General features: G+C 55.9%; 25 protein-coding genes, 5 tRNA genes and 1 other RNA gene. 21 read left to right on the top strand and 10 right to left on the bottom strand.

Going from position 1 to position 25,742, the window contains the following annotated elements:
- Window positions 1–26: 26 nt before the first annotated feature.
- The 6 genes from FOC35_RS08030 (at window position 27) to FOC35_RS08005 (ending at window position 775) form a co-directional block, all read left to right on the top strand.
- Window positions 27–103: transfer RNA gene (locus tag FOC35_RS08030), tRNA-Arg, on the top strand.
- Window positions 104–159: 56 nt separating this feature from the next.
- Window positions 160–235: transfer RNA gene (locus FOC35_RS08025), tRNA-His, on the top strand.
- 15 nt (window positions 236–250) lie between these two features.
- Window positions 251–337: transfer RNA gene (locus FOC35_RS08020), tRNA-Leu, on the top strand.
- 34 nt (window positions 338–371) lie between these two features.
- A tRNA-Pro gene (locus FOC35_RS08015) sits at window positions 372–448 on the top strand.
- A gap of 103 nt (window positions 449–551) precedes the next feature.
- Window positions 552–628 (top strand) — tRNA-Pro (locus FOC35_RS08010).
- 33 nt (window positions 629–661) lie between these two features.
- Window positions 662–775, top strand: a non-coding RNA gene (locus FOC35_RS08005) — RtT sRNA.
- Between the two features lie 569 nt (window positions 776–1,344).
- Here the strand turns inward: FOC35_RS08005 and hemY are convergent.
- From hemY to hemC, 4 genes are read right to left on the bottom strand one after another with little or no spacing between them, the layout of a single operon-like run.
- A complete protein-coding gene (gene hemY / locus FOC35_RS08000; protein ID WP_172568625.1) occupies window positions 1,345–2,541 on the bottom strand; it encodes a protoheme IX biogenesis protein HemY in 1,197 nt (398 codons plus the stop codon).
- Between the two features lie 2 nt (window positions 2,542–2,543).
- Window positions 2,544–3,719 carry a uroporphyrinogen-III C-methyltransferase gene (gene hemX, locus FOC35_RS07995; RefSeq protein ID WP_172568624.1) on the bottom strand — a complete coding sequence of 392 codons (1,176 nt, stop codon included), beginning with the start codon at window positions 3,717–3,719 and terminating at the stop codon, window positions 2,544–2,546.
- 18 nt (window positions 3,720–3,737) lie between these two features.
- Window positions 3,738–4,484 carry a uroporphyrinogen-III synthase gene (hemD, locus tag FOC35_RS07990; protein ID WP_016538986.1) on the bottom strand — a complete coding sequence of 249 codons (747 nt, stop codon included), beginning with the start codon at window positions 4,482–4,484 and terminating at the stop codon, window positions 3,738–3,740.
- Window positions 4,481–5,422 (bottom strand): hydroxymethylbilane synthase, encoded by a 942-nt coding sequence (gene hemC / locus FOC35_RS07985; protein ID WP_016538987.1) that lies wholly within the window; start codon window positions 5,420–5,422, stop codon window positions 4,481–4,483. The genes hemD and hemC overlap by 4 nt, the downstream gene beginning before the upstream one ends.
- Window positions 5,423–5,710: 288 nt before the next feature.
- Between hemC and cyaA the strand changes: the two genes are divergently transcribed.
- The gene (gene cyaA, locus FOC35_RS07980) at window positions 5,711–8,260 is read left to right on the top strand and encodes a class I adenylate cyclase (RefSeq protein ID WP_172568623.1); all 2,550 of its coding nucleotides are present in this window, start codon (window positions 5,711–5,713) and stop codon (window positions 8,258–8,260) included.
- On the opposite strand, the gene cyaY is transcribed toward cyaA, so the two are convergent.
- Together cyaY and FOC35_RS07970 are read right to left on the bottom strand one after the other, a co-directional pair.
- The gene (gene cyaY / locus FOC35_RS07975) at window positions 8,261–8,581 is read right to left on the bottom strand and encodes an iron donor protein CyaY (protein ID WP_016538989.1); all 321 of its coding nucleotides are present in this window, start codon (window positions 8,579–8,581) and stop codon (window positions 8,261–8,263) included. It abuts the gene before it with no gap.
- A gap of 63 nt (window positions 8,582–8,644) precedes the next feature.
- The gene (locus FOC35_RS07970; protein ID WP_172568622.1) at window positions 8,645–9,004 is read right to left on the bottom strand and encodes a DUF2620 family protein; all 360 of its coding nucleotides are present in this window, start codon (window positions 9,002–9,004) and stop codon (window positions 8,645–8,647) included.
- Between the two features lie 214 nt (window positions 9,005–9,218).
- On the opposite strand from FOC35_RS07970, the gene FOC35_RS07965 reads away from it, so the two are divergent.
- The 8 genes from FOC35_RS07965 (at window position 9,219) to corA (ending at window position 16,173) form a co-directional block, all read left to right on the top strand.
- Window positions 9,219–9,425, top strand: a complete 207-nt coding sequence (locus FOC35_RS07965; protein WP_016538992.1) for a lipoprotein — start codon at window positions 9,219–9,221, stop codon at window positions 9,423–9,425.
- A gap of 38 nt (window positions 9,426–9,463) precedes the next feature.
- Window positions 9,464–10,288, top strand: coding sequence for a diaminopimelate epimerase (dapF, locus tag FOC35_RS07960; RefSeq protein WP_172568621.1), 825 nt, complete (start codon window positions 9,464–9,466; stop codon window positions 10,286–10,288).
- Window positions 10,285–10,989, top strand: coding sequence for a DUF484 domain-containing protein (locus FOC35_RS07955; RefSeq protein ID WP_016538994.1), 705 nt, complete (start codon window positions 10,285–10,287; stop codon window positions 10,987–10,989). Before dapF ends, FOC35_RS07955 begins: the two co-directional genes overlap by 4 nt.
- Entirely contained in the window at window positions 10,986–11,891 is a 906-nt protein-coding gene (gene xerC, locus FOC35_RS07950; protein WP_172568620.1) for a tyrosine recombinase XerC, read from the top strand. Before FOC35_RS07955 ends, xerC begins: the two co-directional genes overlap by 4 nt.
- Window positions 11,891–12,607: a 5-amino-6-(5-phospho-D-ribitylamino)uracil phosphatase YigB gene (gene yigB, locus FOC35_RS07945; RefSeq protein ID WP_172568619.1), complete on the top strand. Its 717-nt coding sequence runs from the start codon at window positions 11,891–11,893 to the stop codon at window positions 12,605–12,607. The genes xerC and yigB overlap by 1 nt, the downstream gene beginning before the upstream one ends.
- Before the next feature lie 80 nt (window positions 12,608–12,687).
- Window positions 12,688–14,850, top strand: coding sequence for a DNA helicase II (gene uvrD, locus FOC35_RS07940; RefSeq protein WP_016538997.1), 2,163 nt, complete (start codon window positions 12,688–12,690; stop codon window positions 14,848–14,850).
- A gap of 149 nt (window positions 14,851–14,999) precedes the next feature.
- The gene (ysgD, locus tag FOC35_RS22940) at window positions 15,000–15,056 is read left to right on the top strand and encodes a YsgD/CorL family protein (protein WP_353591484.1); all 57 of its coding nucleotides are present in this window, start codon (window positions 15,000–15,002) and stop codon (window positions 15,054–15,056) included.
- A 166-nt stretch (window positions 15,057–15,222) separates the two neighbouring features.
- Window positions 15,223–16,173 (top strand): magnesium/cobalt transporter CorA, encoded by a 951-nt coding sequence (gene corA / locus FOC35_RS07935; RefSeq protein ID WP_016538998.1) that lies wholly within the window; start codon window positions 15,223–15,225, stop codon window positions 16,171–16,173.
- 38 nt (window positions 16,174–16,211) lie between these two features.
- Here the strand turns inward: corA and rarD are convergent, their stop codons facing one another.
- Window positions 16,212–17,108, bottom strand: coding sequence for an EamA family transporter RarD (gene rarD, locus FOC35_RS07930; protein ID WP_172568618.1), 897 nt, complete (start codon window positions 17,106–17,108; stop codon window positions 16,212–16,214).
- 52 nt (window positions 17,109–17,160) lie between these two features.
- Entirely contained in the window at window positions 17,161–17,631 is a 471-nt protein-coding gene (gene yigI, locus FOC35_RS07925) for an acyl-CoA thioesterase YigI (RefSeq protein WP_016539000.1), read from the bottom strand.
- A gap of 167 nt (window positions 17,632–17,798) precedes the next feature.
- On the opposite strand from yigI, the gene pldA reads away from it, so the two are divergent.
- The 3 genes from pldA to rhtC all read left to right on the top strand — a co-directional run bounded on the left by pldA (window position 17,799) and on the right by rhtC (window position 21,243).
- Window positions 17,799–18,665 carry a phospholipase A gene (pldA, locus tag FOC35_RS07920; RefSeq protein ID WP_016539001.1) on the top strand — a complete coding sequence of 289 codons (867 nt, stop codon included), beginning with the start codon at window positions 17,799–17,801 and terminating at the stop codon, window positions 18,663–18,665.
- 63 nt (window positions 18,666–18,728) lie between these two features.
- Complete coding sequence (gene recQ / locus FOC35_RS07915) at window positions 18,729–20,558, top strand: ATP-dependent DNA helicase RecQ (protein WP_016539002.1); 1,830 nt, start codon at window positions 18,729–18,731, stop codon at window positions 20,556–20,558.
- A 64-nt stretch (window positions 20,559–20,622) separates the two neighbouring features.
- Window positions 20,623–21,243: a threonine export protein RhtC gene (gene rhtC / locus FOC35_RS07910; RefSeq protein ID WP_016539003.1), complete on the top strand. Its 621-nt coding sequence runs from the start codon at window positions 20,623–20,625 to the stop codon at window positions 21,241–21,243.
- Here the strand turns inward: rhtC and rhtB are convergent, their stop codons facing one another.
- Window positions 21,244–21,864, bottom strand: a complete 621-nt coding sequence (gene rhtB, locus FOC35_RS07905; RefSeq protein WP_016539004.1) for a homoserine/homoserine lactone efflux protein — start codon at window positions 21,862–21,864, stop codon at window positions 21,244–21,246.
- 100 nt (window positions 21,865–21,964) lie between these two features.
- On the opposite strand from rhtB, the gene pldB reads away from it, so the two are divergent.
- From pldB to FOC35_RS07890, 3 genes are all read left to right on the top strand, one after another.
- Complete coding sequence (pldB, locus tag FOC35_RS07900; RefSeq protein ID WP_172570337.1) at window positions 21,965–22,957, top strand: lysophospholipase L2; 993 nt, start codon at window positions 21,965–21,967, stop codon at window positions 22,955–22,957.
- A gap of 33 nt (window positions 22,958–22,990) precedes the next feature.
- A complete protein-coding gene (gene yigL / locus FOC35_RS07895) occupies window positions 22,991–23,797 on the top strand; it encodes a sugar/pyridoxal phosphate phosphatase YigL (RefSeq protein WP_016539006.1) in 807 nt (268 codons plus the stop codon).
- 112 nt (window positions 23,798–23,909) lie between these two features.
- Window positions 23,910–24,809, top strand: coding sequence for a carboxylate/amino acid/amine transporter (locus FOC35_RS07890; protein ID WP_172568617.1), 900 nt, complete (start codon window positions 23,910–23,912; stop codon window positions 24,807–24,809).
- Here the strand turns inward: FOC35_RS07890 and metR are convergent.
- Window positions 24,697–25,650: an HTH-type transcriptional regulator MetR gene (gene metR, locus FOC35_RS07885; RefSeq protein WP_016539008.1), complete on the bottom strand. Its 954-nt coding sequence runs from the start codon at window positions 25,648–25,650 to the stop codon at window positions 24,697–24,699. The two genes, FOC35_RS07890 and metR, sit on opposite strands and share 113 nt — an antisense overlap.
- Window positions 25,651–25,742 lie beyond the last annotated feature (92 nt).

Below are 25,742 nucleotides of genomic sequence, written 5' to 3'. Positions count from 1 at the left end.
ATTATCCGACCCCGCAACGGCGCTACGCGCCCGTAGCTCAGCTGGATAGAGCGCTGCCCTCCGGAGGCAGAGGTCTCAGGTTCGAATCCTGTCGGGCGCACCATTTTATATGGCGCTAGAGCTGCGGTGGTATTTATACCGCGTGAAAGATTGACAGTGGTGGCTATAGCTCAGTTGGTAGAGCCCTGGATTGTGATTCCAGTTGTCGTGGGTTCGAGTCCCATTAGCCACCCCATTAATTTAGATGTATGCGAAGGTGGCGGAATTGGTAGACGCGCTAGCTTCAGGTGTTAGTGTTCTTACGGACGTGAGGGTTCAAGTCCCTCTCTTCGCACCACACCTAAATTAATAAAGCAGTAAGGGCAGTATTTCGGCGAGTAGCGCAGCTTGGTAGCGCAACTGGTTTGGGACCAGTGGGTCGGAGGTTCGAATCCTCTCTCGCCGACCACATTTAGAAAGCCCTGCTAAAGCAGGGTTTTTGCTTTCGACACCGAATGTTTAAGCTCACAGAGTTTAGCCGAGTGTAGAAAGCGGCAGTAAAAGCAGTATTTCGGCGAGTAGCGCAGCTTGGTAGCGCAACTGGTTTGGGACCAGTGGGTCGGAGGTTCGAATCCTCTCTCGCCGACCACCTTAAAAAAGGCCAGCTTTCGAGCTGGCCTTTTTGCATCCGTAATTAAAGAGGATGAGAACCTCCGAAGGAGGTTTGAGCCGAGCGTAGCGAGACAACGTTGCTTTAGCAACGGCCCGCAGGGGAATAATCCTCTCTCGCCGACCACCTTAAAAAAGGCCAGCTTTCGAGCTGGCCTTTTTGCTTTTCTGAATCCACCATTTGCTCTCCGGCATTGTCGTTGAACCGCGACAAATCGCCCATTTCTCGTCTCTAAATGGAGACATTTAATTCATTGATTAGTAGGCGATTTTAAATTGAATCGGTTAACCGTCTCTTATGGGAGACACTCTGGTTAAGTGGGGCTGGCGCACTTTATCTCTCAGGCAGCAAAATTCCCTCCGAACTAATACTATGAAACTACTAATATTAGCGGTTGGTTTACTTTTCAAATGCAAACATGGCATGCATTGTGCAATAATAACCGGGTAGATGCTCATTCCACTTCTTATGTTCGCTTAGGCTTCATAAACCAAGGAATGACGCAGAGCCAATTACGGTGCTTATCGTCCACCCACAGATGTCGCCCCAAAGGGGTCTCATCCAACACCATGGACATAACGTTGAGTGAAGCACCACTTAGTTGTCAAACAGACCTGTTTTAACACCAGCCAATTGGCTGGTGTTTTTTTTTGTATGCGGGAAAGAAAAGGGCGACTGAACGCCGCCCCTGAATGCTATGAATTGGGATTGTTTTGCAGCGTCAACAACAGGCCATCGCGGCGCATCATTGCTGCTTCTTCCGGTTTGTGAAGCTTGTCGAGAGAGTCCGCAAGCCAGGCATAATCGAAGGCATCCGGGCGCTGTTTAATCGCTTCGCGGAACGCATCCGCCGCCTGCTGCCATTCACCATGCTTCATCAGCAACTGGCCCAGCGTACTTAGCAGTAGAGGAAGCGCGCCCTGGGTTTTGATCTGCTGGCGCAGCGCTTTCTCGAGCTGTTCCGGGTTGCCTGACTTCAGGCGCGGCATCAGCAGCACCAGACGATCGTCGTACTGGCGTTTCAATCCGTCGAGAACTATCTCCTGGGCGGCATCGCTATCGTCACATTCGATCAAATGCTCGGCCATTGCCACCTGCAACGTGGTTTGATGACGCGTTTTGCGGCTCTGGTTGCGCCACCAGCTTTTCAGCCCGTCGTTACCTTGATCGGCCATAGCCTGATCCATCAGCCCGATCCACGCTTGCTGTTGCAGAGCCGTGCGCTGTGCCTCGTCGCCTATTTGAACCTTTTCCATTGCGGGCAGAATATCCAGCAGCGAGCCCCAGGCTCCGGTTCGTAAATAGGCCTGCTCTGCCAGACGCAGCACCTCAGGGTGGCGAGGGGCAACTTCCAGAAGCTTATCAACGCCGTGTCTTGCCGCGTGGTTTTCATTGCGGGCCAGCTGCAGGCGAACGCGAGTTATCTCAACAGGCAGCTGATCGTTATCCGCCAGTTCGGCAGCGCGTTCCAGATGCTGATTGGCACGGATCTCATCGCCACGCTGCTGGGCAGCTTCGGCGGCGAGAAGGTAATTCACCACCGGCTGCTCCGCATGGTCGGCATTTTTACTCATCAGCTTTTCAACTTGCTGATAATCGCCCTCGGCCAGTTTTAGCAGCGCGGCTTTGGTTTGCTTACGAGCGCGGCTGCGTTTACGGCCAAGGAACCAGCCGCGAGTGCGCGCTCCGGTGCGGAAAATACGGCGCAGCACCCACTCGATAGCAAACAGCACGAGCATGGTCAGAACCAGAATAATGACTAAGCCGGTCACGCTGGTTTCGATGTTGTAGTTATCGGTTTGGATCAGCACATATCCCTGATGTCCCGCCAGCATGGGGCCGAGCACGATACCCGCAATCAGCAGCAGGAAGAGCAATAAGACTTTAATCATGCTTATTCCCCCTGGCTTACGGCAGGAGCAGGTTGCTCAGGCGCGGAGTTAAGCGGCGCTGCGTTTGCTGTCGGCTGGGACAGCAAATTACGCACTCTGGTCTGCATCAGCTTTTCCAGCAGGGCCTGGCTTTGCAGGGTCTGCGGAATATCCATATGTATGCTCTGCTGGCTCAGGCCATCAAGCTCATCCAGAAACGCTTTAGTGGCCGAGTCGTTGGTATCGTAATAAGCGCGAACCCAGGTAGAGACGTTATCCAGCGCCTGTTTATAGGTTTCTTCCTGATGGCGAGGCACCGCCTGGGCGGCAACCAGCAGGCGAGAGCGGATGTTCTCGCGCAGGTAGATATCCTGATTTGGCGCCAGCAGCGGTACGGCGGTTTCATCGCGGCGGCGAATGGTAATAAAGCTGTCCATAAAGTTGTGCCAGCTCTTCACCAGATTTTGACGCCACTCGGTGATGCTGCCCGAAAGCTCGCTGCTGTCCGAGTCCATCGGTGAATCATCGCTGTCGTTATCGGCGAGGCGCAGGTTGTCCAGGCCGTTAGACAGCTGGTTTAGCTTGAGAATAATGCCGTCGTAATCAACCTGAGTAACCGTGGAAAGCGTCGAGATATCGTCCGTCAACGCGCGACGGGCGGTTATCAGACTTGGATCATTCATGTCCGCCAGGCTGGCATCGGCGCTTTTCAGCAGCGCGGCGGCGGTCGTCACGTCCTGGTCGCTCCACAGCTTGCGGCCGGCCAGCTTAACGAGGAAGTCGGCCTGAGCCAGCAGCCATGTTTTGGAATCACTGTCGGAAATGGTGGCTACTTTTTGCTGCACTTCGTCCAGCTGGCGCGTTAATGCAGCCTGCTGTTTCCCGGCTTCACCCAGGGCATCGGCCTGCTTCTTCAGCGTGGTTTCAAATTCGCTTTTTTGCGCATCCTGCTGTTTTTGCAGGGCGATCAGCTGGTTTGCCAGCGCATCGCTGGTTGCGGTTTGCGTGGAGACCTGATGCTTGCCATAGCTATAAAGCCCGCCGCCTAACGCCAGAGCGATGGCTATTGCTATCGCCCCCAGCGCGATGCCCGCCACGCCGGAACGACTCTTCTTCGGCGTTGAATCGGGCTGCGATGGCGTTTCCACCGTCGATGTGGTTTCCTCAACCATGGCGGAGGAATTATTTTGTTCCGTCATTGTGGCGTCCTGTTATTGTTAGGTTTGTTGTAACGCGCGCAACAGCGCGTCATTGTCCGCATTCGCGGCGACCTGAATATTCTGCCAGCCCATCTCCCGGGCAAGGCTCGCCAGGCGCTCGCTGACAACCAGCAGCCGGCAGCGGAGCAGCCAGTTTTCGCGATACCAGGCTGGCGTTAGCGTGTAGAGCTGTTGCAGCATTTCACCGCTGGTCACAACCAGCGTCGAGACACCTCGTTCCCGCCAGCGGTGCGCCTCTTCTGTTCCATCATAAATGATAGCGCTTCGCTGATAACACTCACAGAAGCTTACCTGCGCGCCGCGCGCTTCAAGCGTTTCGCCCAGTAGTTCACGGCCGCCGTTACCCCGCAGAATCAGCGCACGTTTTCCGGCAACATTCTGTAATTCAGGTAATTGTAGCAAGACTTCGCTGGTTTCCCGATCTTGCGGGTAGCGAATCGGCAGATGGCTGACGGTATGCAGAGCCAGCGCCGTGGTACGGCCAATGGCAAACCAGGAGAGATGCTCAGGCCAGGTTATACCCTGGCGGCGTAAAAGAGGGCTGGCATATTCGATAACATGCTGCGAAAGCACAAACACCAGATCGCCAGGCGCAAGCGCCGCCAGCAGGGCCGGTAGCTGAGCGAGCTGTCGGCCTGGAGAGAATTCAATAAGCGGGAAGCTATACGCCACCTGCCCGAGTGCGCGCAAACGGCTCACTAACTCTTCCCCGGCTGGGGAGGGGCGGGTGACAAGAATAGTCATGCGGGAGCGTCTCCGTTATAGACTTCGGCCAGGATCTCGCGTGCGCCTTTATTCAGCAACTCTTCTGCCAGCGAAACGCCCATGGCAACGGCATCTTCCGGTTTGCCCCGGCGTTCGCCGCGAACCATCACCGAGCCGTCCGGCGCGCCCACCAGCGCACGCAGCCAAAGCTCATTATCTTTCAATTCTGCATAGCTGCCGATTGGCACCTGGCAGCCGCCTTCAAGGCGCATGTTCATCGCCCGTTCGGCGCTCACACGAACCGCGGTTTCATGATGATTGAGGGGGGCAAGCAACGCTCGCGTGCGCTCATCATCCAGGCGGCACTCAATGCCCACGGCACCCTGGCCGACGGCAGGTAAGGAGACTTCCGGCGGTAACGCGTAGCGGATACGGTCCTGCATCTCAAGGCGTTTCAGCCCGGCCACGGCAAGAATAATGGCATCATATTCGCCTTTATCCAGCTTGCCCAGACGGGTGCCCAGGTTGCCGCGCAGGGAGCGAATGACTAAATCTGGGCGCTGCTCGGCAATTTGGCACTGTCGGCGCAGGCTCGAGGTGCCGACGATGCTGCCCGGTGGAAGGCTGTCCAGCGTTGGATAGTGATTCGAGACAAAGGCATCACGCGGATCGTCGCGCTCGCAGATGGTGACCAGCCCAAGACCCTCGGGGAACTCCACCGGCACATCTTTCAGCGAGTGAACGGCGATATCCGCCCGCCCGTCCAGCATTGCCAGCTCCAGCTCTTTAACGAACAATCCTTTCCCGCCTACTTTGGCTAATGGCGTGTCCAGCAGGACATCACCGCGCGTCACCATAGGCACCAGCTCAACGGTCAGCTGCGGGTGGAAAGCTTCAAGATGTTGCTTAACATAATGTGCTTGCCAAAGTGCAAGAGGACTTTGGCGAGTGGCAATTCTGAGTATATTGTCTAACATGCTTGTTACCGTAATTATCGTCCACCGACCATCCTACCACTGTTAGCGGAAGGCTGTCAGGTACGGCGGCTTTTGCGGCAACAGAGGGACGAGATTCGTATTATGGAAGAAATCGCCTTTGGCCGGGCGTTTACCCTTTTTGGTAGCGCATCTTTCTTTACGGTCAACAGGCAAGGTGTTAAATTGATCACGTTTCCAGCAATTGCTGTCCCGATCGTTTATAATCACGGGGACAACAAACCACGAAACGGGTTTTTTCGTAATACTGAAACCATCAGGCGATATGTCTTGTACCTCTATATTGAGACACTTAAACAGAGACTGGATGCCATCAACCAACTGCGCGTAGATCGCGCGCTTGCTGCCATGGGGCCTGCTTTCCAACAGGTCTACAGTCTACTGCCAACGTTATTACATTATCATCACCCGCTGATGCCGGGTTACCTTGACGGTAACGTTCCCCGGGGCATCTGCATTTACACGCCTGATGAAACCCAGCGCCACTACCTGGACGAACTCGAACTGCAGCGCGGAATGCCGCGGCAGGAGTCGGCCACGGGCGAACTGCCGATTACCGGCCTCTATTCTATGGGCAGCACCTCCTCCGTGGGGCAGAGCTGTTCATCCGACCTCGATATCTGGGTATGCCACCAGTCCTGGCTCGATAACGACGAGCGCCAGCTGTTGCAGCGCAAATGCAGCCTGCTTGAAAGCTGGGCCGCATCGCTTGGCGTCGAGGTTAGCTTCTTCCTGATTGACGAAAACCGCTTCCGCCACAATGAAAGCGGCAGCCTGGGCGGCGAAGACTGCGGCTCCACTCAGCACATCCTGCTGCTGGATGAGTTTTACCGCACCGCTGTTCGCCTCGCCGGGAAACGTATTCTCTGGAACATGGTCCCGGGCGATGAAGAAGAGCATTACGACGATTACGTCATGACGCTTTATGCCCAGGGCGTACTGACGCCGAACGAATGGCTGGATCTCGGAGGGTTGAGCTCGCTCTCCGCCGAGGAATACTTTGGTGCCAGCCTGTGGCAGCTCTATAAAAGTATCGACTCGCCTTACAAAGCGGTGCTTAAAACGCTGCTGCTGGAAGCCTACTCCTGGGAATATCCGAATACGCGCCTGCTGGCAAAAGATATCAAGCAGCGCCTGCACGATGGCGAAATTGTCTCGTTTGGCCTCGATCCATACTGCATGATGCTGGAACGCGTGACCGACTACCTCACGCAAATTGAGGACAACGCGCGCCTTGACCTCGTACGCCGCTGCTTCTATCTGAAAGTCTGCGAAAAACTGTCACGGGAACGCGCCTGCGTCGGCTGGCGCAGAGAAGTGCTGACCCAACTGGTGAAAGGCTGGGGCTGGGACGAGGCTCGCCTCACCATGCTGGATAACCGCGCCAACTGGAAAATAGACCAGGTGCGCGAAGCGCATAACGAGCTGCTCGACGCGATGATGCAAAGCTATCGCAACCTGATTCGCTTTGCGCGCCGTAATAATCTGAGCGTTTCCGCCAGCCCGCAGGATATCGGCGTGCTTACGCGTAAGCTGTATGCGGCTTTTGAAGCGCTTCCGGGGAAAGTCACGCTGGTTAACCCGCAGATCTCGCCCGATCTCTCCGAGCCAAACCTGACCTTTATCCATGTGCCGCTGGGCCGCGCAAACCGCTCCGGCTGGTATCTGTACAACCGTGCGCCGAACATGGATTCCATCGTCAGCCATCAACCGCTGGAATATAACCGTTATCTTAATAAGCTGGTGGCATGGGCCTACTTTAACGGCCTGCTGACCTCACGCACTCGCCTGTTTATTAAGGGCAACGGCATTTGTGATTTACCGAAGCTGCAGGAGATGGTGGCGGATGTTTCACATCACTTCCCGCTGCGTCTTCCGGCCCCAACGCCAAAAGCGCTCTACAGCCCGTGCGAAATTCGCCATCTGGCGATAATCGTCAACCTCGAATATGACCCGACGGCTGCCTTCCGCAATCAGGTGGTTCATTTTGATTTCCGCAAGCTGGATGTGTTCAGCTTCGGTGAGCAGCAGCAATGCCTGATAGGCAGCGTCGACCTGCTGTACCGCAACTCCTGGAATGAAGTGCGTACCCTGCACTTTAACGGCGAGCAGGCGATGATCGAGGCGCTGAAGACTATTCTGGGCAAAATGCACCAGGACGCCGCGCCGCCGGATAGCGTTGAAGTGTTCTGCTATAGCCAGCATCTGCGCGGACTTATCCGCACTCGCGTTCAGCAACTGGTCTCCGAGTGTATTGAATTCCGCCTTTCCAGCACCCGCCAGGAACCCGGCCGCTTTAAGGCGCTACGCGTTTCCGGCCAGACATGGGGCCTGTTCTTCGAACGCCTGAATGTTTCGGTTCAGAAACTGGAAAACGCCGTCGAATTTTATGGCGCTATCTCGCACAACAAGTTGCACGGCCTGTCCGTTCAGGTTGGCACTAATCAGGTTCAGCTACCCGCCGTGGTAGACGGTTTTGCCAGCGAAGGGATTATTCAGTTCTTCTTCGAAGAGGCTGGTGAAGATCAGGGCTTCAATATCTATATTCTGGACGAAAGCAACCGGGCGGAGGTTTACCACCACTGCGAGGGGAGCAAAGAGGAGCTGGTGCGCGACGTTAGCCGCTTCTATTCGTCATCCCACGACCGCTTTACTTACGGCTCAAGCTTTATCAACTTCAACCTGCCGCAGTTCTATCAAATCGTGAAGGTCGATGGCCGGATGCAGGTCATTCCGTTCCGCACCCAGTCGATAGCAACAGCCGCGCCGGTTAATCAGGACGACAACTCAGCGCCGCTGCTGCAGCAGTATCAGCAGTAATTAGCGGAAGCTAACGGCTTCACCCGCCTGCTGGGAACTTGCTTCTTCCATTAACTGCCAGAATTCAGCGCCGCTGCGGTCGCAAATCCACTCATCACCTTTGAGGTTGAAATGGTAGCCGCCGCTTTTGGTTGCCAGCCACACCTGATGAAGCGGCTCCTGGCGATTGATAATAATTTTGCTGCCGTTTTCGAAGCTGATGGTCAGCACCCCGCCGTTGATTTCGCAATCAATGTCGCTGTCGCCGTCCCAGTCATCGAGACGTTCTTCAATGGTGCGCCACAGGTCATCGGCTAATAGATGAAATTCGCTGTCGTTCATGTCTGCTTCCTGTTGGTATTTCAGGGCAGTATAAAAGCATCGGGGATATTAAGAAACTCTGCTTCAGGCATCATCGAGATAGTGAACCAGCAGGGGGATGGCGCGGGAAGCATTCTCGATGGAAATGCCAAATGCGACCTTCCCATCCCGCACCCAGCGCGCAATTTGCTGCTCTCTGGCCGGTGAGTCCGGGCTGGAGATTGTGCAGCATTTCTCTGAACCCAAAACGGCGACTGCAACGGCCAGAGCCGGGCCAATCCCGGAGTGAAAAGCGCCGATGGTATAATGGAGATCGCCACGCTTGACCGAATTTGCCGCTTCCATATCGCTGACCAGCTGTGTGGTAAATCTGCCGGGGGCCGCCTGTTCAATTAAAATCTGCACTGCTTCACGTTCCAAATCCGTTATGCCGATCCGTTTCATCTATGTCACCTCATTAAAAGACAACAAGCGTTCGTTCCGAGCAGCTGCGGGGCGGCAATCGAAGATGCCCCTTAATCAGGGTAAACCAGAGATTATTTTCTTGCCTGGTTTGGCAGGTGACGATTTTCAGCGGTAATGGGCAACGAGAGTATTGCTTTTCAGGGTTCACCTGCGATGATAGACGGCAGAATAGTGAATCACAGGCAACCCCATAATGAAGAAGATTTTCTGCCCTCTTGCTCTGGCGCTGATGCTTGCAAGCCTTACCGGCTGCGGCCTGAAGGGGCCTCTTTACTTCCCGCCGGCGGATACCAAAGCCAAGCCGACGACCCATAGCGCAACCCCTGAACAGACAATCCAGACGACGCCATCCCGTAACAGCCGTGGTACGGACAATGGGCCGACTCAGGTTATTTACTAGCTAAACCGTGCTTTGTCACCGCGCTAATGGAGCAGAAGATGCAGTTCTCTAAAATGCATGGCCTTGGTAATGACTTTATGGTCGTGGACGCGGTAACGCAGAATATCTATTTCTCTCCGGAACTGATCCGGCGTCTGGCGGATCGTCATCTCGGCGTAGGCTTCGATCAGCTATTGATCGTCGAACCGCCGTACGATCCCGATCTCGACTTTCATTACCGGATCTTCAACGCAGACGGCAGCGAAGTCTCCCAGTGCGGCAACGGCGCGCGCTGCTTTGCCCGTTTTGTGCGTCTCAAGGGGCTGACCAATAAGCGAGAAATTCGCGTCAGCACCGCGAATGGCCGCATGGTGCTCACCGTGACGGAAGATGAGATGGTGCGCGTCAATATGGGCGAACCAAACTTCGAGCCTTCTCAGGTTCCGTTCCGGGCAAACAAAGCGGAAAAGACCTATATTATGCGTGCCGCCGAGCAAACCATTATGTGCGGCGTGGTCTCGATGGGTAATCCCCACTGTGTGATTCAGGTCGACGATATAGAAACCGCAGCGGTGGAAACTCTGGGGCCTGTGATGGAAAGCCATGAGCGTTTTCCTGAACGAGCCAACATCGGTTTTATGCAGGTTGTTAGTCGCGAGCACGTAAAGCTGCGCGTTTATGAGCGCGGAGCCGGTGAGACTCAGGCCTGCGGCAGCGGAGCCTGCGGTGCGGTAGCGGTTGGCATTCAGCAAGGTTTACTGGCGGAGCAGGTGCGCGTTGAGCTGCCCGGCGGCCGCCTTGATATCGCCTGGAAAGGGCCGGATTCACCGCTGTATATGACCGGCCCGGCGGCCCATGTCTACGATGGATTTATACATCTATGAAGAACGCCGAGGAACAGCAAGAAGCCCTTCTGGAACTTAACGATCTCGCGGTTGCCGAGTACCTTCAGCGCAACCCCGATTTCTTTATTCGTAACGCCCATCAGGTGGAGAGCATGCAGGTGCCGCACCCGGTGCGCGGCACCGTTTCGCTGGTGGAGTGGCATATGGCCCGGAGCCGTAACCACATTAACCACCTTGAAGAGAACATGACGCTGCTCATGGAGCAGGCAAGCGCTAACGAAGGCTTGTTCTACCGTCTGTTGAAGCTTCAGGGGCGTCTGGCTTCGGCCTCCAGCCTGCAGGAGATGCTTAATCGCCTGCACCGCTGGGCGCGGGAAATGGGGCTGGCGGGTGCGAACATCCGGCTTTTTGCTGACCGCTGGCGTATCGGCGCGCCGTCCGACTTTACTCATCTGGCGCTAAACCGGCAGGCGTTTGAGCCGCTGCGTATTCAGCGCCTCGGTGAAAGCCAGCACTATCTTGGCCCGCTGAACGGCCCGGAGCTGCTGCTGGTGCTGCCGCAGGCGAAAGCTATTGGCTCGGTAGCGCTGTCGCTGATGGGCAACGAAGGTGACCTTGGCGTACTGCTGTTCAGCAGTCGTGATCCCCAGCATTATCAGCAGGGTCAGGGTACACAGCTGTTGCACGAACTGGCGCTGATGCTGCCCGACCTGCTGGAGCGCTGGATTGAACGCGCATGACGGACTCCTCGCTACAGCTCCATGTTGATGGCTTCCTGCGTTATTTGAAGGTTGAGCGCCAGCTCAGCCCGCTCACCCTGCTTAACTACCGGCGCCAGCTGGGGGCGATTGTCCACCTTGGCGAAGAGATGAAGCTGAAAAGCTGGCAGCAGTGCGATGCCGCCACGGTTCGCTCGCTGGCGGTACGCAGCCGCAGAGCCGGTCTTCAGGCTTCCAGCCTGGCGCTCAGGCTCTCTGCATTACGCAGCTTTTTCGACTGGATGGTCAGCCAGGGCGAGCTAAAAGCCAACCCGGCGAAAGGCATTACCACCCCGAAGGCCGGGCGACACCTGCCAAAAAACATTGAAGTGGATGACGTTAATCATCTGCTGGATATCGATCTCAACGATCCCCTGGCGGTACGCGACCGGGCGATGCTGGAAGTGATGTACGGTGCGGGTCTGCGCCTTTCCGAGCTGGTGAACATGGACTGCGGCCATATTGACTTGTCTACCGGTGAAGTGTGGGTCATGGGCAAGGGCAGCAAAGAACGCCGCGTACCCGTTGGCCGCAGCGCCGTAACATGGGTTGAGCACTGGCTTGATCTGCGTGAGCTGTTTGGCCCGGACGATGACGCTTTGTTCCTCGCCAAAACAGGGAAAAGGATCTCCGCACGTAATGTGCAAAAGCGTTTTGCCGAATGGGGCATCAAGCAGGGGCTAAGCAGCCATGTACACCCTCATAAGCTGCGCCATTCGTTCGCCACGCACATGCTGGAGTCCAGCGGCGACTTGCGAGCGGTTCAGGAGCTGCTGGGCCACGCTAACCTCTCTACCACGCAAATCTATACCCATCTCGACTTTCAACATTTAGCCTCGGTGTATGATGCAGCGCATCCACGCGCCAAACGGGGGAAATCGTAATGCATTTTTACCGCCCGCTCGGGCAAATTGCCGCTCTGACCTTCGATCTTGACGACACGCTGTACGATAACCGCCCGGTTATCCTGCGTACCGTGCAGGAATCGCTGACTTTCGTGCAGAATTACCATCCAAACCTTAGCACTTTGACCACGTCGGACTTCTACCGCAGGCGTGAAGCATTGCTAAAGAAAGAGCCTGAAATTTATCATGACGTTACGGAATGGCGTCGCCGTTCCGTTGAACAACTCATGCTGGATGCCGGCCTAAGTGCGGAAGACGCTTTTGCCGGTGCCGCCGCCGCGATGGAAAACTTTGCCAAATGGCGCAGCCGGATTGATATCCCACAGGAAACTCACGACACGCTGGCCGCGCTCGCCGCGAAATGGCCGCTGGTGGCTATCACCAACGGCAATGCTGAGCCTCACCTGTTTGGGCTGGATAAATACTTCAAATTCATTCTGCGTGCCGGGCCGGATGGCCGTGCCAAGCCGTTCAGCGATATGTATCACCTGGCCGCGAGCAGGCTGGGCGTGCCGCTGGAGCAAATTCTGCACGTTGGCGATGACCTGACGACCGACGTGGCGGGCGCGGTTCGCTGCGGCATGCAGGCATGCTGGATAAATCTGCGCGAAGGCGACCTGATGCGGATAGATGACAGCCGTTTGTTGCCCCATCTGGAGATTTCGCGGTTGGCATCCCTGAGCGCGCTGATATAATCGTCAATAATTCTGTATAAATCACCAGTGGTTAATACTCGTCATCATTCGAGTTTTAACAACTTTACACGGCGGTGCCAATGGACGTTTCTTACCTGCTTGATAGCCTCAATGATAAACAGCGTGAAGCGGTTGCCGCCAAGCGCAGCAATATGCTGGTGCTGGCCGGGGCGGGCAGTGGTAAGACTCGCGTGTTGGTTCACCGCATCGCGTGGTTGATGACGGTCGAAAACTGTTCACCGTATTCCATTATGGCGGTGACCTTTACCAACAAAGCGGCGGCGGAAATGCGCCATCGTATTAGCCAATTGATGGGCACCAGCCAGGGCGGCATGTGGGTTGGCACCTTCCACGGGCTGGCTCACCGCCTGCTGCGCGCCCACCATATGGATGCCAACCTGCCGCAGGATTTCCAGATTCTCGATAGCGAAGACCAGCTGCGCCTGCTCAAGCGCCTGATTAAGGCGATGAACCTTGACGAGAAGCAGTGGCCACCGCGTCAGGCTATGTGGTACATCAACGGCAAAAAAGACGAAGGCCTGCGCCCCCACCACGTCGAAAGCTATGGCAATCCGGTGGAGCAAACCTGGCAGAAGGTTTACCAGGCTTATCAGGAAGCGTGCGATCGCGCCGGGCTGGTGGATTTTGCCGAGCTGCTGCTGCGTGCCCACGAGCTTTGGCTGAACAAACCGCATATCTTGAACCACTACCGCGAACGCTTCACCAATATCCTGGTGGACGAATTCCAGGATACTAACAACATTCAGTACGCGTGGATCCGCCTGCTGGCCGGGGATTCCGGCAAGGTAATGATCGTCGGCGATGATGACCAGTCTATCTACGGCTGGCGCGGCGCTCAGGTTGAAAACATTCAGCGCTTCCTTAACGACTTCCCCGGCGCACAAACTATTCGTCTGGAGCAAAACTACCGCTCGACGAACAACATTCTGAACGCCGCCAACGCCCTGATTGCCAACAACTCGGGCCGCCTCGGGAAAGAGCTGTGGACCGACGGTAGCGACGGCGAACCTATCTCTATCTATTGCGCCTTCAACGAGCTGGATGAAGCGCGCTTTGTGGTAAACCGCATCAAGACCTGGCAGGAAAACGGCGGCGTGCTGGAAAAATGCGCCATTCTTTACCGCAGCAACGCCCAGTCGCGTGTGCTGGAAGAGGCGCTGCTTCAGGCCAGCATGCCTTACCGTATCTACGGCGGCATGCGATTCTTCGAACGCCAGGAAATCAAAGACGCGCTTTCTTATCTGCGCCTGATGGCAAACCGCAATGACGATGCCGCCTTCGAGCGTGTGGTCAATACGCCAACCCGCGGCATCGGCGACCGCACCCTGGACGTCGTGCGCCAGGCGTCCCGCGACCAGCAGCTAACGCTGTGGCAGGCCTGTCGACTGCTGTTGCAGGAAAAAGCGCTGGCCGGGCGCGCGGCCTCGGCGCTCCAGCGCTTTATGGAGCTTATCGATGCTCTGGCGCATGAAACTGCCGACATGCCGCTGCACGTTCAGACCGATCGCGTGATTAAGGATTCCGGCCTGTTCATGATGTACGAGCAGGAGAAAGGCGAGAAAGGCCAGACCCGTATTGAGAACTTAGAGGAGCTGGTCACCGCTACGCGCCAGTTTAGCTATCAGGATGAAGACGAAGATCTGATGCCGCTGCAGGCGTTTCTCTCCCACGCCGCGCTGGAAGCGGGTGAAGGGCAGGCGGACACCTGGCAGGATGCGGTGCAGCTGATGACGCTTCACTCGGCAAAAGGCCTCGAATTCCCGCAGGTGTTTATCGTCGGGATGGAAGAAGGGATGTTCCCGAGCCAGATGTCGCTCGACGAAGGCGGGCGCCTGGAAGAAGAGCGTCGCCTGGCCTACGTGGGCGTCACCCGCGCGATGCAGAAACTGACCCTGACCTACGCCGAAACCCGCCGTCTGTACGGTAAAGAGGTCTATCACCGGCCTTCACGTTTTATCGGGGAACTGCCGGAAAACTGCATTGAAGAAGTTCGCCTGCGCGCCAGCATCAGCCGACCGGTAAGCCATCAGCGTATGGGCACGCCGGTTGCGCAGAATGATTCAGGCTTTAGTCTTGGGCAGCGCGTGCGCCATCCTAAATTCGGCGAAGGCACCGTGGTTAACCTTGAAGGTAGCGGCGAGCACAGCCGCCTTCAAGTGGCGTTTCAGGGGCAGGGAATTAAGTGGCTGGTTGCCGCCTATGCCCGCTTGGAAACCGTGTAAGTTACAGAAAATAATCGCAATTATCTGAGTTTGCGCTACCCTTTATGTGTCACTGGTATGAACTTATTCAGCCGTGTCCCGTTGCGTGTTGACGCCATATTAGCGGTGGCGTAACATGCGCGCACGATTACGCTAAGAGGACACTCGCCTTGGACACACCCAGTAGATGCTGGCTCAATAACCTGTCATCCAGGTACAACTTCTAAGGCTATCCTCCGGTGCTGATAGCCTTCGTGGTTGTCAGCGACCTCATATATTTTATATCCCGTCGCCCCTTGAGTCAGACTGTTTAATGGTCTGAAACCTCTATCGTTTCTGTCTGTGTGCCAACCGAATTGTCCCTGATATTTTTTTGCATTGGGAGTCCCGGTCATGCTGAGCGCATTTCAACTGGAAAATAATCGCCTTGCCCGCCTCGAGCTGGACGAGACCGATAACCTGACCAATTCGGTCTGGGTTGACTTGGTCGAGCCGGAAGAGAGCGAGCGAGAGCGTGTGCAAACGGAACTTGGCCAAAGCCTGGCAACCCGACCAGAGCTGGAAGACATCGAAGCATCCGCGCGTTTCTTTGAAGACGAAGACGGGCTTCACATCCACTCCTTTTTCTTCTTTGAAGATGCGGACGACCACGCGGGCAACAGCACGGTAGCCTTTACTATTCGTGAAGGCCGCCTGTATACGCTGCGCGAGCGCGAACTGCCGGCGTTTCGTCTTTACCGCATGCGCGCCCGCAACCAGTCGATGGTAGACGGCAACGCCTGGGAGCTGCTGCTTGACCTGTTTGAAACCAAAATCGAACAGCTGGCGGATGAAATAGAAAACATCTACAGCGACCTCGAACAGCTGAGCCGCGTGATCATGGAAGGGCATCAGGGCGATGAATACGACGCCGCGCTTTCCACCCTGGCCGAGCTGGAAGATATCGGCTGGAAGGTGCGCCTGTGCCTGATGGATACCCAGCGTGCGCTGAACTTCCTGGTGCGTAAAGCCCGCCTGCCGGGTGGGCAACTGGAACAGGCTCGCGAGATCCTGCGGGATATCGAATCCCTGCTGCCGCACAACGAATCGCTGTTCCAGAAGGTTAACTTCCTGATGCAGGCGGCGATGGGCTTTATCAACATCGAGCAGAACCGCATTATCAAAATCTTCTCGGTGGTTTCCGTCGTCTTCCTGCCGCCAACGCTTGTGGCCTCCAGCTACGGGATGAACTTCGAGTTTATGCCCGAGCTGAAATGGAGCTTTGGTTACCCCGGGGCGATTATCTTTATGATGCTCGCGGGCTTAGCGCCGTATCTCTACTTTAAGCGTAAGAACTGGTTGTAAGAAAAAAGGAGCCGCAGGGCTCCTTTTTCGTATCTGGCTTAACGGCCGGATTTCGTTCGCCGTTGGGTATAAATAGCATCGGCAATAAATAGCGCCAGCGCCGCCCAGATAAAGCCGAAGGTTATCATTTTGTCCTGGGTGATAACTTCATCGTAGAAGCTCACGGCCAGCAGGAACATCAGCGTTGGCCCCAGGTACTGGAAGAAACCGAGCGTTGAGAGGCGCAGGCGGGTTGCGGAGGCGGTGAAGCACAGCAGCGGCACGGTTGTGATAACGCCTGCGGCGATGAGCATCATGTTCAGAGACCACGGGTTCAGCCCCATATGGCTGGTGGCACTATCGGCAATGCCAAACAGATAAATCGCCGCAATCGGCAGCAGCCAGAGCGTTTCGAACAACATCCCGGTCTGCGCGTCGACGGCAATTTTTTTACGGATAAGTCCGTAAAAAGCAAAGCTGAAGGCCAGGCCAAGGCCGATGAGCGGCAGCGAGCCGAAGGTCCACAGCTGTACCAGCACGCCGCAGACCGCCAGCAGCACGGCGACCCATTGCATACGGCGAAAACGCTCGGCTAAAAACAGCATCCCCAGCACAACGTTAACCAGCGGGTTAATAAAATACCCGAGGCTGGCTTCCAGCATATGGTGGTTATTAACCGCCCAGATATACAACAGCCAGTTGCCGCCGATAAGCACGGCGGTCAGCGCCAGCGCTAAGATTTTTTTGCGGTTCTGGCAGGATCTTTTCACCTGCGGCCACTGGCGGCAGACGCTTATCAGGGCAAGCATAAAGAAGAATGACCAGATAACGCGGTGGGTAAGAATTTCGGTGGCCGGTACGTAGTGTATAAATTTGAAGTAAACCGGCGCGATGCCCCAGATAAAATAGGCAGTCAGAGCAAGCATCACTCCCTGACGAGTCTGTTTCGGATCCATGAAAAACGCTCAGCAAAAAAATAGTGCGCAAATAGTAACAGGATTTATCTTCTCACCCTACCATGTAGGTTGCGGTTGCGCTGGCAATGTAGACCTGGTCCTGGTTATGCAGCTCGACCCTGGCGACCGCGACCTTATTACCGGCACGAAGCAAGCTGCTGCTGGCGGTAAAACGCTCTCCGCGGCCGGGGCGCAGATAATCGACGCGTAAATCGATGGTGCCCATTTTGGACAGGCGCTGGCGCAGTTCGTCTTCGGTTATCGTATCGTGGCGGGTGAGCGTGCTGCCGACGCAGACCAGCCCGGCCGCCACGTCCAGTACGGAAGCAATAACGCCTCCGTGTAAAATGCTTTGCGCCCAGTTCCCGACCATCATCGGCTGGTTATTAAAGCTAAGCTGGGCGAATGCCTTTTCGTAGCGCTCCAGTTCAAGGCCGAGGGCGCGGTTAAAAGGCATGTGGTAAACGAAAATTTCGCCCACCAGCTTTAGCGCTTCTTCGGTGGTCAGCAGAGGGGAAGACATGGTTCATTCCTCGAACAAATAATGAATAAGTTAACAAGGTGTTTATTTTATGCTTCTCATTTGTTGCTTTCCACTTTAAGAGTGATAGCTATCGGGCGGAAACCCTGAGTCTGTAGAATGAATGCCGCTTAATATTTTGAAACCTTGTGTTATGGAGAACGAGACTAATGCTGAAATCTCTGGGATGGGGAATGGCCGCGCTGCTGCCGCTCTCCGCCTTTGCTCAAGAAGCCACTATTGATAAAGTTCACGACAAGCCAGCGGTACGCGGCAGCGTTATTGCCAACCTGCTGCAAGAGCATGACAACCCCTTTACGCTTTACCCGTACGACACGAACTACCTGCTCTACACCTGGACCAGCGACCTGAATAAAGAAGCCATTAGCTCCTATGACTGGGCCAGCAACGCCCGTAAGGATGAGGTGAAATTTCAGCTCAGCCTGGCATTCCCGCTGTGGCGCGGCATTCTTGGGGATAACTCGGTGCTGGGAGCCTCTTATACCCAGAAGTCCTGGTGGCAGCTTTCCAACCGCAATGAGTCCTCGCCGTTTCGCGAAACCAACTATGAGCCGCAGCTGTTCCTGGGCTTTGCTACCGATGCGAGCTTCGCCGGCTGGACGCTGCGCGACGTTGAATTTGGCTATAACCACGATTCAAATGGCCGCTCTGACCCGACTTCACGCGGCTGGAACCGCCTGTATACGCGCCTGATGGCGCAAAACGGCGACTGGCAGGTAGAAGTTAAGCCCTGGTACGTTGTGGGCAGCGTTGACGACAACCCGGATATCACCAAATACATGGGTTATTACCAGCTCAAAGTTGGCTATGCGCTTGGCGATGCGGTATTCAGCGTGAAAGGGCAGTACAACTGGAATAGCGGCTACGGCGGCGCGGAACTCGGCGTTAGCTACCCGATAACGAAGCACGTTCGCTTCTACACTCAGGTGTACAGCGGCTATGGTGAATCGCTCATCGACTACAACTTTAACCAGACACGGGTTGGCGTAGGCGTTATGCTTAACGATCTTTTCTAAAGCATTGCAGTTTCTTTTCCGGGCGCTGAAAATGGCGCCTGAATTTTAGGTAGTGGGGATAGCGTGACACAGGCGGAAGTAATCAATCAGGCGTCGCTGGCAAGGCAGGTTTTGCAGGAAACCTTCGGGTATCAGCAATTCCGTCCGGGCCAGGAAACCATCATCGATACGGTGCTGGAGGGGCGTGACTGCCTGGTGGTGATGCCGACCGGCGGCGGTAAATCGCTGTGCTATCAAATACCTGCTCTGGTATTTGGCGGCCTTACCGTAGTGGTCTCTCCGCTTATTTCCCTGATGAAAGACCAGGTCGATCAGCTGCTGGCTAACGGCGTAGCGGCGGCCTGCCTCAACTCGACCCAAAGCCGTGAGCAGCAGCAGGAAGTGATGGCTGGCTGCCGTACCGGGCAAATTCGCCTGCTGTATATCGCGCCCGAACGCCTGATGATGGACAACTTTATTGACCATCTCAGCAACTGGCAGCTTTCGATGGTAGCGGTGGACGAAGCGCACTGTATTTCCCAGTGGGGGCACGACTTCCGCCCTGAGTATGCCGCGCTTGGTCAGCTTCGCGAGCGCCTCCCGGCTGTGCCCTTTGTCGCATTAACCGCGACGGCGGACGATACTACCCGGCTGGATATTGTGCGCCTGCTCGGCCTTAACGATCCGCTCATCCAAATCAGCAGCTTTGACCGGCCCAATATCCGCTACATGCTGATGGAGAAATTCAAACCTCTCGATCAGCTGACTCGATATATTCAGGAGCAGCGCGGCAAATCCGGCATTATTTACTGCAACAGCCGCGCCAAAGTGGAAGACATTGCCGCCCGTCTGCAAAGCAAGGGCGTGAGCGCCGGAGCCTACCATGCCGGGCTGGAGCACCAGGTCCGCGGCGAAGTGCAGGAAAAATTTCAGCGTGACGATCTGCAAATCGTGGTGGCTACCGTCGCGTTTGGTATGGGCATCAACAAGCCGAACGTGCGCTTTGTTGCCCACTTTGATATTCCGCGCAACATCGAATCCTATTACCAGGAAACAGGGCGCGCCGGGCGAGATGGTCTTCCTGCGGAAGCGATGCTGTTTTACGATCCTGCCGATATGGCCTGGCTGCGTAAGTGCCTGGAGGAGAAAGCCCCCGGGGCGCTCCAGGATATTGAGCGCCACAAGCTCAACGCGATGGGCGCTTTTGCCGAAGCGCAAACCTGCCGCCGTCTGGTGCTGCTCAACTATTTCGGCGAAGGCCGCCAGCAGGCCTGCGGCAACTGCGATATCTGCCTTGACCCGCCGCGTCGCTACGACGGGCTGATGGATGCCCAGAAAGCGCTGTCCTGCATTTACCGGGTCGGCCAGCGGTTTGGTATGGGCTATGTGGTTGAAGTGCTTCGCGGCTCCAATAACCAGCGTATTCGCGACCTCGGCCACGACAAGCTGAAAGTTTATGGCGAAGGCCGCGACCACACGACGGAGCACTGGGTGAGCGTTATTCGCCAGCTGATCCACCTTGGCGTTGTCACGCAGAACATCGCCGCGCACTCGGCATTACAGCTGACGGAAGCGGCCCGCCCTTATCTGCGTGGCGAAGAGCCGCTGATGCTGGCGGTGCCGCGCGTTGTGGTGCTCAAGCCGCGCGCCAGCCAGAAAGTGTTTGGCGGCAACTACGACCGCAAACTGTTTGCCAAGCTGCGCAAACTGCGAAAATCTATTGCCGACGAAGAAAATATCCCGCCATACGTGGTGTTCAACGATGCAACGCTTATCGAAATGGCGGAGCAAATGCCGCTCTCTCCGGGTGAAATGCTGGGGATTAACGGCGTGGGCACCCGCAAACTTGAGCGCTTTGGTCGCCCGTTTATGACGATGATCCGCGACCATGTTGACGGGGTTGATGAAGAGTAGCCTGCCTGCAGGAAAAGTGGCAGGATACTGACTCTATGAATTATCTGCACGCGAGCTATCTCCTATGTTAATGCTATTCCTGACCGTGGCGCTGGTGCACATTGTTGCCCTGATGAGCCCGGGCCCTGACTTTTTCTTTGTTTCCCAGACCGCCGTAAGCCGCTCCCGCAAAGAAGCGATGATGGGCGTAATGGGCATTACCGCTGGCGTGATGGTTTGGGCGGGTGTTGCGCTGCTTGGCCTGCACCTGATCCTCGAAAAAATGGCGTGGCTTCATAACGTCATTATGGTCGGCGGCGGCCTGTATCTGTGCTGGATGGGCTATCAAATGCTGCGCGGTGCGCTGAAGAAAGAGGTCAAAAGCGAGGAAGCGCCGACGGTGGAGCTGGCGAGCGGCGGAAAGAGCTTTGTTAAAGGGCTGCTGACCAACCTGGCTAACCCGAAAGCGATTATCTACTTCGGCAGCGTGTTCTCGCTGTTCGTGGGCGACAATGTGGGCAGCGCGGAACGCTGGGGCCTGTTTGTGCTGATCGCGATTGAAACCTTTGCCTGGTTCAGCCTGGTGGCGAGCCTGTTCGCGTTACCGAAAATGCGTCGCGGCTATCAGCGCCTCGCCAAATGGATCGACGGTATGGCGGGCGCGTTGTTCACCGGATTTGGTATCCACCTGATCATTTCCCGATAATCAGGCCTGGCGCGCTCCGGCAAGCAGCGCGCCAATCAACATAAACAACGAACCAAATACCCGGTTCAGGGCTTTCATCTGGCGCGGCCCTTTTATCCAGCCGGCAATGCGTTTTGCCAGTGTCGCATAGCCAATCATCACGAACACATCCACAACCACCGTTGTTACCCCCAGCACCACGTACTGCATCATCTGTGGCTGGTGCGGCACGATAAACTGCGGGAATAATGCGGCAAGAAACACGATGCTTTTGGGGTTGGTCAGGTTGACGAACACCGCTCGTTTGAACAGCCTGCTGCGCGGCTGGCTGGTGGCCAGCGTGTTCAGGTCTAGCGCCCCGGCGGCACGCCATTGCTGAATGCCCAGCCAGATAAGATAGGCGGCACCGGCCCATTTCAGGACTTCGAAAGCCAGTAAAGAGCGCGAGAAGAGCGCACCAAGGCCGATGCCAACCAGCACAATATGGGTCGCCAGCCCGGTTTGCAGCCCGGCAATAGACGCCACCGTGCCGCGGTAGCCGTGGCTGATGGCTGTCGTCATGGTGTTAATGGCCCCGGAACCGGGTGAAAGGCTAAGAATTAATGTGGTTAGCAGGTAGGTAAACCACCACTCGAAGGTCATGCTAAGCTCCCTGGATGCGCACTTTTATGCCACAATACGCTATTGTTGATAAGCGTGCCACGAGCCACAAAAAAACCAAAGATACCTGATGCCGACCCCTATGTCTCAGCATAAAAATGGATGGTTAGAACGCGAAGACGCATTTGCTGCTTTCGCGACAGGCCCGCTTACGGAATTCTGGCGCAGGCGTGAAGAGCGTGAATTCACCGGCGTTGATGACATTCCTGTGCGCTACGTCCGTTTCACTTCGCCACAGCACGATCGCGTTATCGTGGTCTGCCCTGGCAGAATCGAAAGCTATGTGAAATACGCCGAGCTTGCCTGGGACTTATTCCACAGCGGTTTCGATGTTCTCATCATCGACCACCGCGGGCAGGGGCGATCCGGACGACTGCTTTCGGACAGCCACCGCGGGCATGTTGTGAACTTCAGCGACTACGTTGAGGATTTTGACCGTTTTTACCAGCAGGAAGTTGCGCCGGGCAGCTGGCGTGAACGCTATATGCTGGCCCACTCAATGGGCGGCGCGATTGCCGCACTCTGGCTACAGCAGAACCCCGATGCCTTCAGCGCGGTTGCGCTTTGTGCGCCGATGTTTGGTATTACGCTGCGTTGGCCAGAGTGGATGGTTCGCCATATTCTTGACTGGGCTGAAGGGCACCCGCGTATTCGGGAAGGCTACGCAATAGGAACAGGTCGCTGGCGTGCGCTGCCGTTTAGCGTTAACGTCCTGACCCACAGTGAGGAGCGCTACCGCCGTAGCCTGCGTTTTTATGCTGATGAGCCAGCATTGCGGGTGGGGGGGCCAACGTTCCACTGGGTACGAGAAGGAATACTCGCCGGAGAAAAGGTGTTAGCAGGAGCCGCTGCCATCACCACGCCGATTTTTTTACTCCAGGCAGAAGAGGAGCGCGTGGTGGACAACCGTGCGCACCAGCGTTTCTGCGAAATTAAGGCCGCGGCGGGTCATCCCTGTGAGGGGGAATCACCTTACGTTATTGAAGGTGCGTATCACGAGATCCTGTTTGAAAAGGACACTATGCGCGCCAGAGCGCTGTCTGCCGTACTCGAGTTTTTCGACCGGCATAACTAATTGAAAATATCTCACCAGAGGCTGAATAATCCTATGTACCACGTCGTTGCATCCGATTTAGATGGCACGTTGCTGTCTCCCGACCATTTCCTCTCCGCTTATGCGAAAGAAACATTAAAACTGCTCACAGCCGAAGGCGTTAACTTTGTTTTTGCCACCGGCCGCCATCACATTGATGTGGCACAAATCCGCGATAATCTTGAGATCTCGGCCTACATGATCACCTCCAACGGTGCTCGCGTGCACGACACCGACGGCAATCTGGTGTTCTCTCACGACCTTGACCACGATATCGCTCAGGACTTGTTTGGCGTGATGCACAACAGCCCTGACATCGTGACCAACGTCTACCGCGGCGACGAGTGGTTTATGAACCGTCATCGTCCGGAAGAGATGAAATATTTCCAGGAAGCTAAATTTAGCTACACGCTGTTTGAACCTGGCCTGCTGGAAGCCGACGGGGTCAGCAAAGTGTTCTTCACCTGTGACGACCACGACGCGCTGCTGCCGCTTGAGCAGGCCATTAACGCCCGCTGGGGTGACCGTGTAAACGTGAGCTTCTCTACGCTCACCTGCCTCGAAGTGATGGCGGGCGGCGTTTCCAAAGGCCATGCGCTGGAAGCGGTGTCTAAAGCGATGGGCTTTGGGCTGAAAGACTGTATTGCCTTCGGCGACGGGATGAACGATGCCGAGATGTTGAGCATGGCCGGAAAGGGCTGCATCATGGGCAACGCCCACCAGCGCCTTAAAGACCTGCTGCCGGAGCTTGAGGTTATCGGCACCAACGGGGATAACGCGGTGCCGCACTATCTGCGTAAACTGTTCCTGAAAGCCGAGTAATGGGCAAAATGACGGGTGGTTTAATAATGACCACTCGTCAACTAAATAGTTAAGCCAGCCTGCTGTCCACTGGTTACAATGGCGCAATATCGTTCGCTTCGGATTGCTCATCGTGCCATTACTTATCATCACCACAATTCTGTGGGCCTTCTCTTTTAGCCTGATAGGCGAATACCTTGCCGGGCATGTAGATAGCTACTTTTCCGTGCTGATGCGCGTTGGGTTGGCGGCACTGGTGTTCCTGCCGTTCCTGCGCTTTAAGGGCTACCGGCCAAAAACGCTGCTGCTGTACATGCTGGTGGGGGCGCTTCAACTGGGCGTAATGTACCTCTTCAGCTTCCGCGCCTACATGTACCTGACGGTTTCCGAATTCCTGCTGTTTACGGTGATGACGCCGCTGTACGTGACGCTTATCTACGATCTGTTGAGCGGCAATAAGCTGCGCTGGGGCTACGCTCTGAGCGCGGGGCTGGCGGTGATTGGGGCGGCGATTATTCGCTATGACAAAGTGAGCGAGCACTTCTGGATTGGCCTGCTGCTGGTGCAGGGGGCTAATATTTGCTTCGCTATTGGGATGGTGGGCTATAAGCGCCTGATGGAAACCCACCCGATGCCGCAGCATTGCGCGTTTTCCTGGTTTTATCTCGGGGCATTTATTGTCGCCGTCGTGGCCTGGTTCACCCTCGGTAATCCGCAGAAGCTTCCTGCCACTTCGCTACAGTGGGGGATTCTGGTTTGGCTGGGTGTGGTGGCTTCCGGGCTGGGCTACTTTATGTGGAACTACGGCGCGACTCAGGTGGATGCCGGTACGCTCGGCATCATGAATAACGTGCACGTTCCGGCCGGGCTGCTGGTCAACCTTGCTATCTGGCAGGAGCAGCCGCACTGGCCGAGCTTTATCATTGGGGGAACGGTGATAATGGCCTCGCTGTGGGTACATCGCCGGTGGGTCGCTCCGCGTTCTTCACAAACGGAAGGTGGTCGCAGGCATGCTGGCGCGTCGAGCGAATAAACGCCTCGGTTACCGGCTGGCGCTGCTCTCCGTCGCGCACTGCCGCATACAGGCGGCTCCATAATCCCTCGCCCAGGGTTTTGGTGACTATCAAACCCTGGTGCTCAAAACTCTCCACCACCCAGTGCGGTAGGGCGGCAATGCCCATCCGCGCCGACACCATCTGGATCAGCAGCAGCGTGTTATCTACGCTTTTCAGCGAAGGGCTAACGCCCGCTGGCTGGAGGAAGTTACGCCAGATGTCCATGCGGCTACGCTGTACCGGGTAAATCAACAGCGTTTCGCTGGCTAAATCTTCAGGTTCAATACTCGCTTTGTGCGCCAGCGGATGGTCAGTGGCGACAACCAGGCGCACTTCAAAATCAAACATCGGCGAATAATGCAGCCCGCTGCGCGGCAGGATATCGGAGGTTAATACGATATCCAGCTCGCCTTGTTGCAGGGCCGGCTGCGGGTCAAAAGTGACGCCTGATTTAAAGTCCATTTCCACCTGCGGCCAGTGCAGACGGAAGTTTTCCAGCGCCGGGGTCAGCCATTGAATACAGCTGTGGCACTCAATCGCAATGCGCAGCCGCGTTTGATGAGGCTCGTTACATGCCTGCAGGGCGCGGCCAATTTGCGGAAGCACCTGCTCCGCAAGCTGCAACAGAATTTCGCCCTGAGGCGTAAAACGAAGTGGCTGACTTTTACGAACGAACAGGCGGAAGCCGAGACGCTGCTCCAGATCGCTGAACTGGTGAGAGAGAGCAGACTGAGTCTGATGCAGGGCCGCAGCCGCGGCGGCGAGGGAGCCGCAGTTTTGCAACGCTTGCAGCGTCCGCAGGTGTTTAATCTCGATCATGAAAGTCCTTCACTTCGTCATGAACAAATTGCGCTTGAGGAATATACAGTACCTGCTGATTATAGCGGTGTAAACATCTGGATGGCTAAATA

This window comes from Cedecea sp. FDAARGOS_727, from assembly GCF_012273235.1.
In the GTDB taxonomy this organism is placed as follows: Bacteria; Pseudomonadota; Gammaproteobacteria; order Enterobacterales; family Enterobacteriaceae; genus Cedecea; species Cedecea davisae.
This window is presented reverse-complemented; position numbering and strand designations above follow the sequence as displayed.

What these genes read in the sequence shown, in the direction of transcription:
- hemX (WP_172568624.1), bottom strand. Translation starts at nt 3,719, where the DNA reads ATGACGGAACAAAATAATTCCTCCGCCATGGTTGAGGAAACCACATCG.
- FOC35_RS07955 (WP_016538994.1), top strand. Translation starts at nt 10,285, where the DNA reads ATGAAGAACGCCGAGGAACAGCAAGAAGCCCTTCTGGAACTTAACGAT.
- FOC35_RS07970 (WP_172568622.1), bottom strand. Translation starts at nt 9,004, where the DNA reads ATGAAACGGATCGGCATAACGGATTTGGAACGTGAAGCAGTGCAGATT.
- cyaY (WP_016538989.1), bottom strand. Translation starts at nt 8,581, where the DNA reads ATGAACGACAGCGAATTTCATCTATTAGCCGATGACCTGTGGCGCACC.
- pldB (WP_172570337.1), top strand. Translation starts at nt 21,965, where the DNA reads ATGTCTCAGCATAAAAATGGATGGTTAGAACGCGAAGACGCATTTGCT.
- FOC35_RS07965 (WP_016538992.1), top strand. Translation starts at nt 9,219, where the DNA reads ATGAAGAAGATTTTCTGCCCTCTTGCTCTGGCGCTGATGCTTGCAAGC.
- yigB (WP_172568619.1), top strand. Translation starts at nt 11,891, where the DNA reads ATGCATTTTTACCGCCCGCTCGGGCAAATTGCCGCTCTGACCTTCGAT.
- rhtB (WP_016539004.1), bottom strand. Translation starts at nt 21,864, where the DNA reads ATGACCTTCGAGTGGTGGTTTACCTACCTGCTAACCACATTAATTCTT.
- rhtC (WP_016539003.1), top strand. Translation starts at nt 20,623, where the DNA reads ATGTTAATGCTATTCCTGACCGTGGCGCTGGTGCACATTGTTGCCCTG.
- xerC (WP_172568620.1), top strand. Translation starts at nt 10,986, where the DNA reads ATGACGGACTCCTCGCTACAGCTCCATGTTGATGGCTTCCTGCGTTAT.
- dapF (WP_172568621.1), top strand. Translation starts at nt 9,464, where the DNA reads ATGCAGTTCTCTAAAATGCATGGCCTTGGTAATGACTTTATGGTCGTG.
- pldA (WP_016539001.1), top strand. Translation starts at nt 17,799, where the DNA reads ATGCTGAAATCTCTGGGATGGGGAATGGCCGCGCTGCTGCCGCTCTCC.
- metR (WP_016539008.1), bottom strand. Translation starts at nt 25,650, where the DNA reads ATGATCGAGATTAAACACCTGCGGACGCTGCAAGCGTTGCAAAACTGC.
- yigI (WP_016539000.1), bottom strand. Translation starts at nt 17,631, where the DNA reads ATGTCTTCCCCTCTGCTGACCACCGAAGAAGCGCTAAAGCTGGTGGGC.
- corA (WP_016538998.1), top strand. Translation starts at nt 15,223, where the DNA reads ATGCTGAGCGCATTTCAACTGGAAAATAATCGCCTTGCCCGCCTCGAG.
- yigL (WP_016539006.1), top strand. Translation starts at nt 22,991, where the DNA reads ATGTACCACGTCGTTGCATCCGATTTAGATGGCACGTTGCTGTCTCCC.
- rarD (WP_172568618.1), bottom strand. Translation starts at nt 17,108, where the DNA reads ATGGATCCGAAACAGACTCGTCAGGGAGTGATGCTTGCTCTGACTGCC.
- hemY (WP_172568625.1), bottom strand. Translation starts at nt 2,541, where the DNA reads ATGATTAAAGTCTTATTGCTCTTCCTGCTGCTGATTGCGGGTATCGTG.
- hemD (WP_016538986.1), bottom strand. Translation starts at nt 4,484, where the DNA reads ATGACTATTCTTGTCACCCGCCCCTCCCCAGCCGGGGAAGAGTTAGTG.
- uvrD (WP_016538997.1), top strand. Translation starts at nt 12,688, where the DNA reads ATGGACGTTTCTTACCTGCTTGATAGCCTCAATGATAAACAGCGTGAA.
- hemC (WP_016538987.1), bottom strand. Translation starts at nt 5,422, where the DNA reads ATGTTAGACAATATACTCAGAATTGCCACTCGCCAAAGTCCTCTTGCA.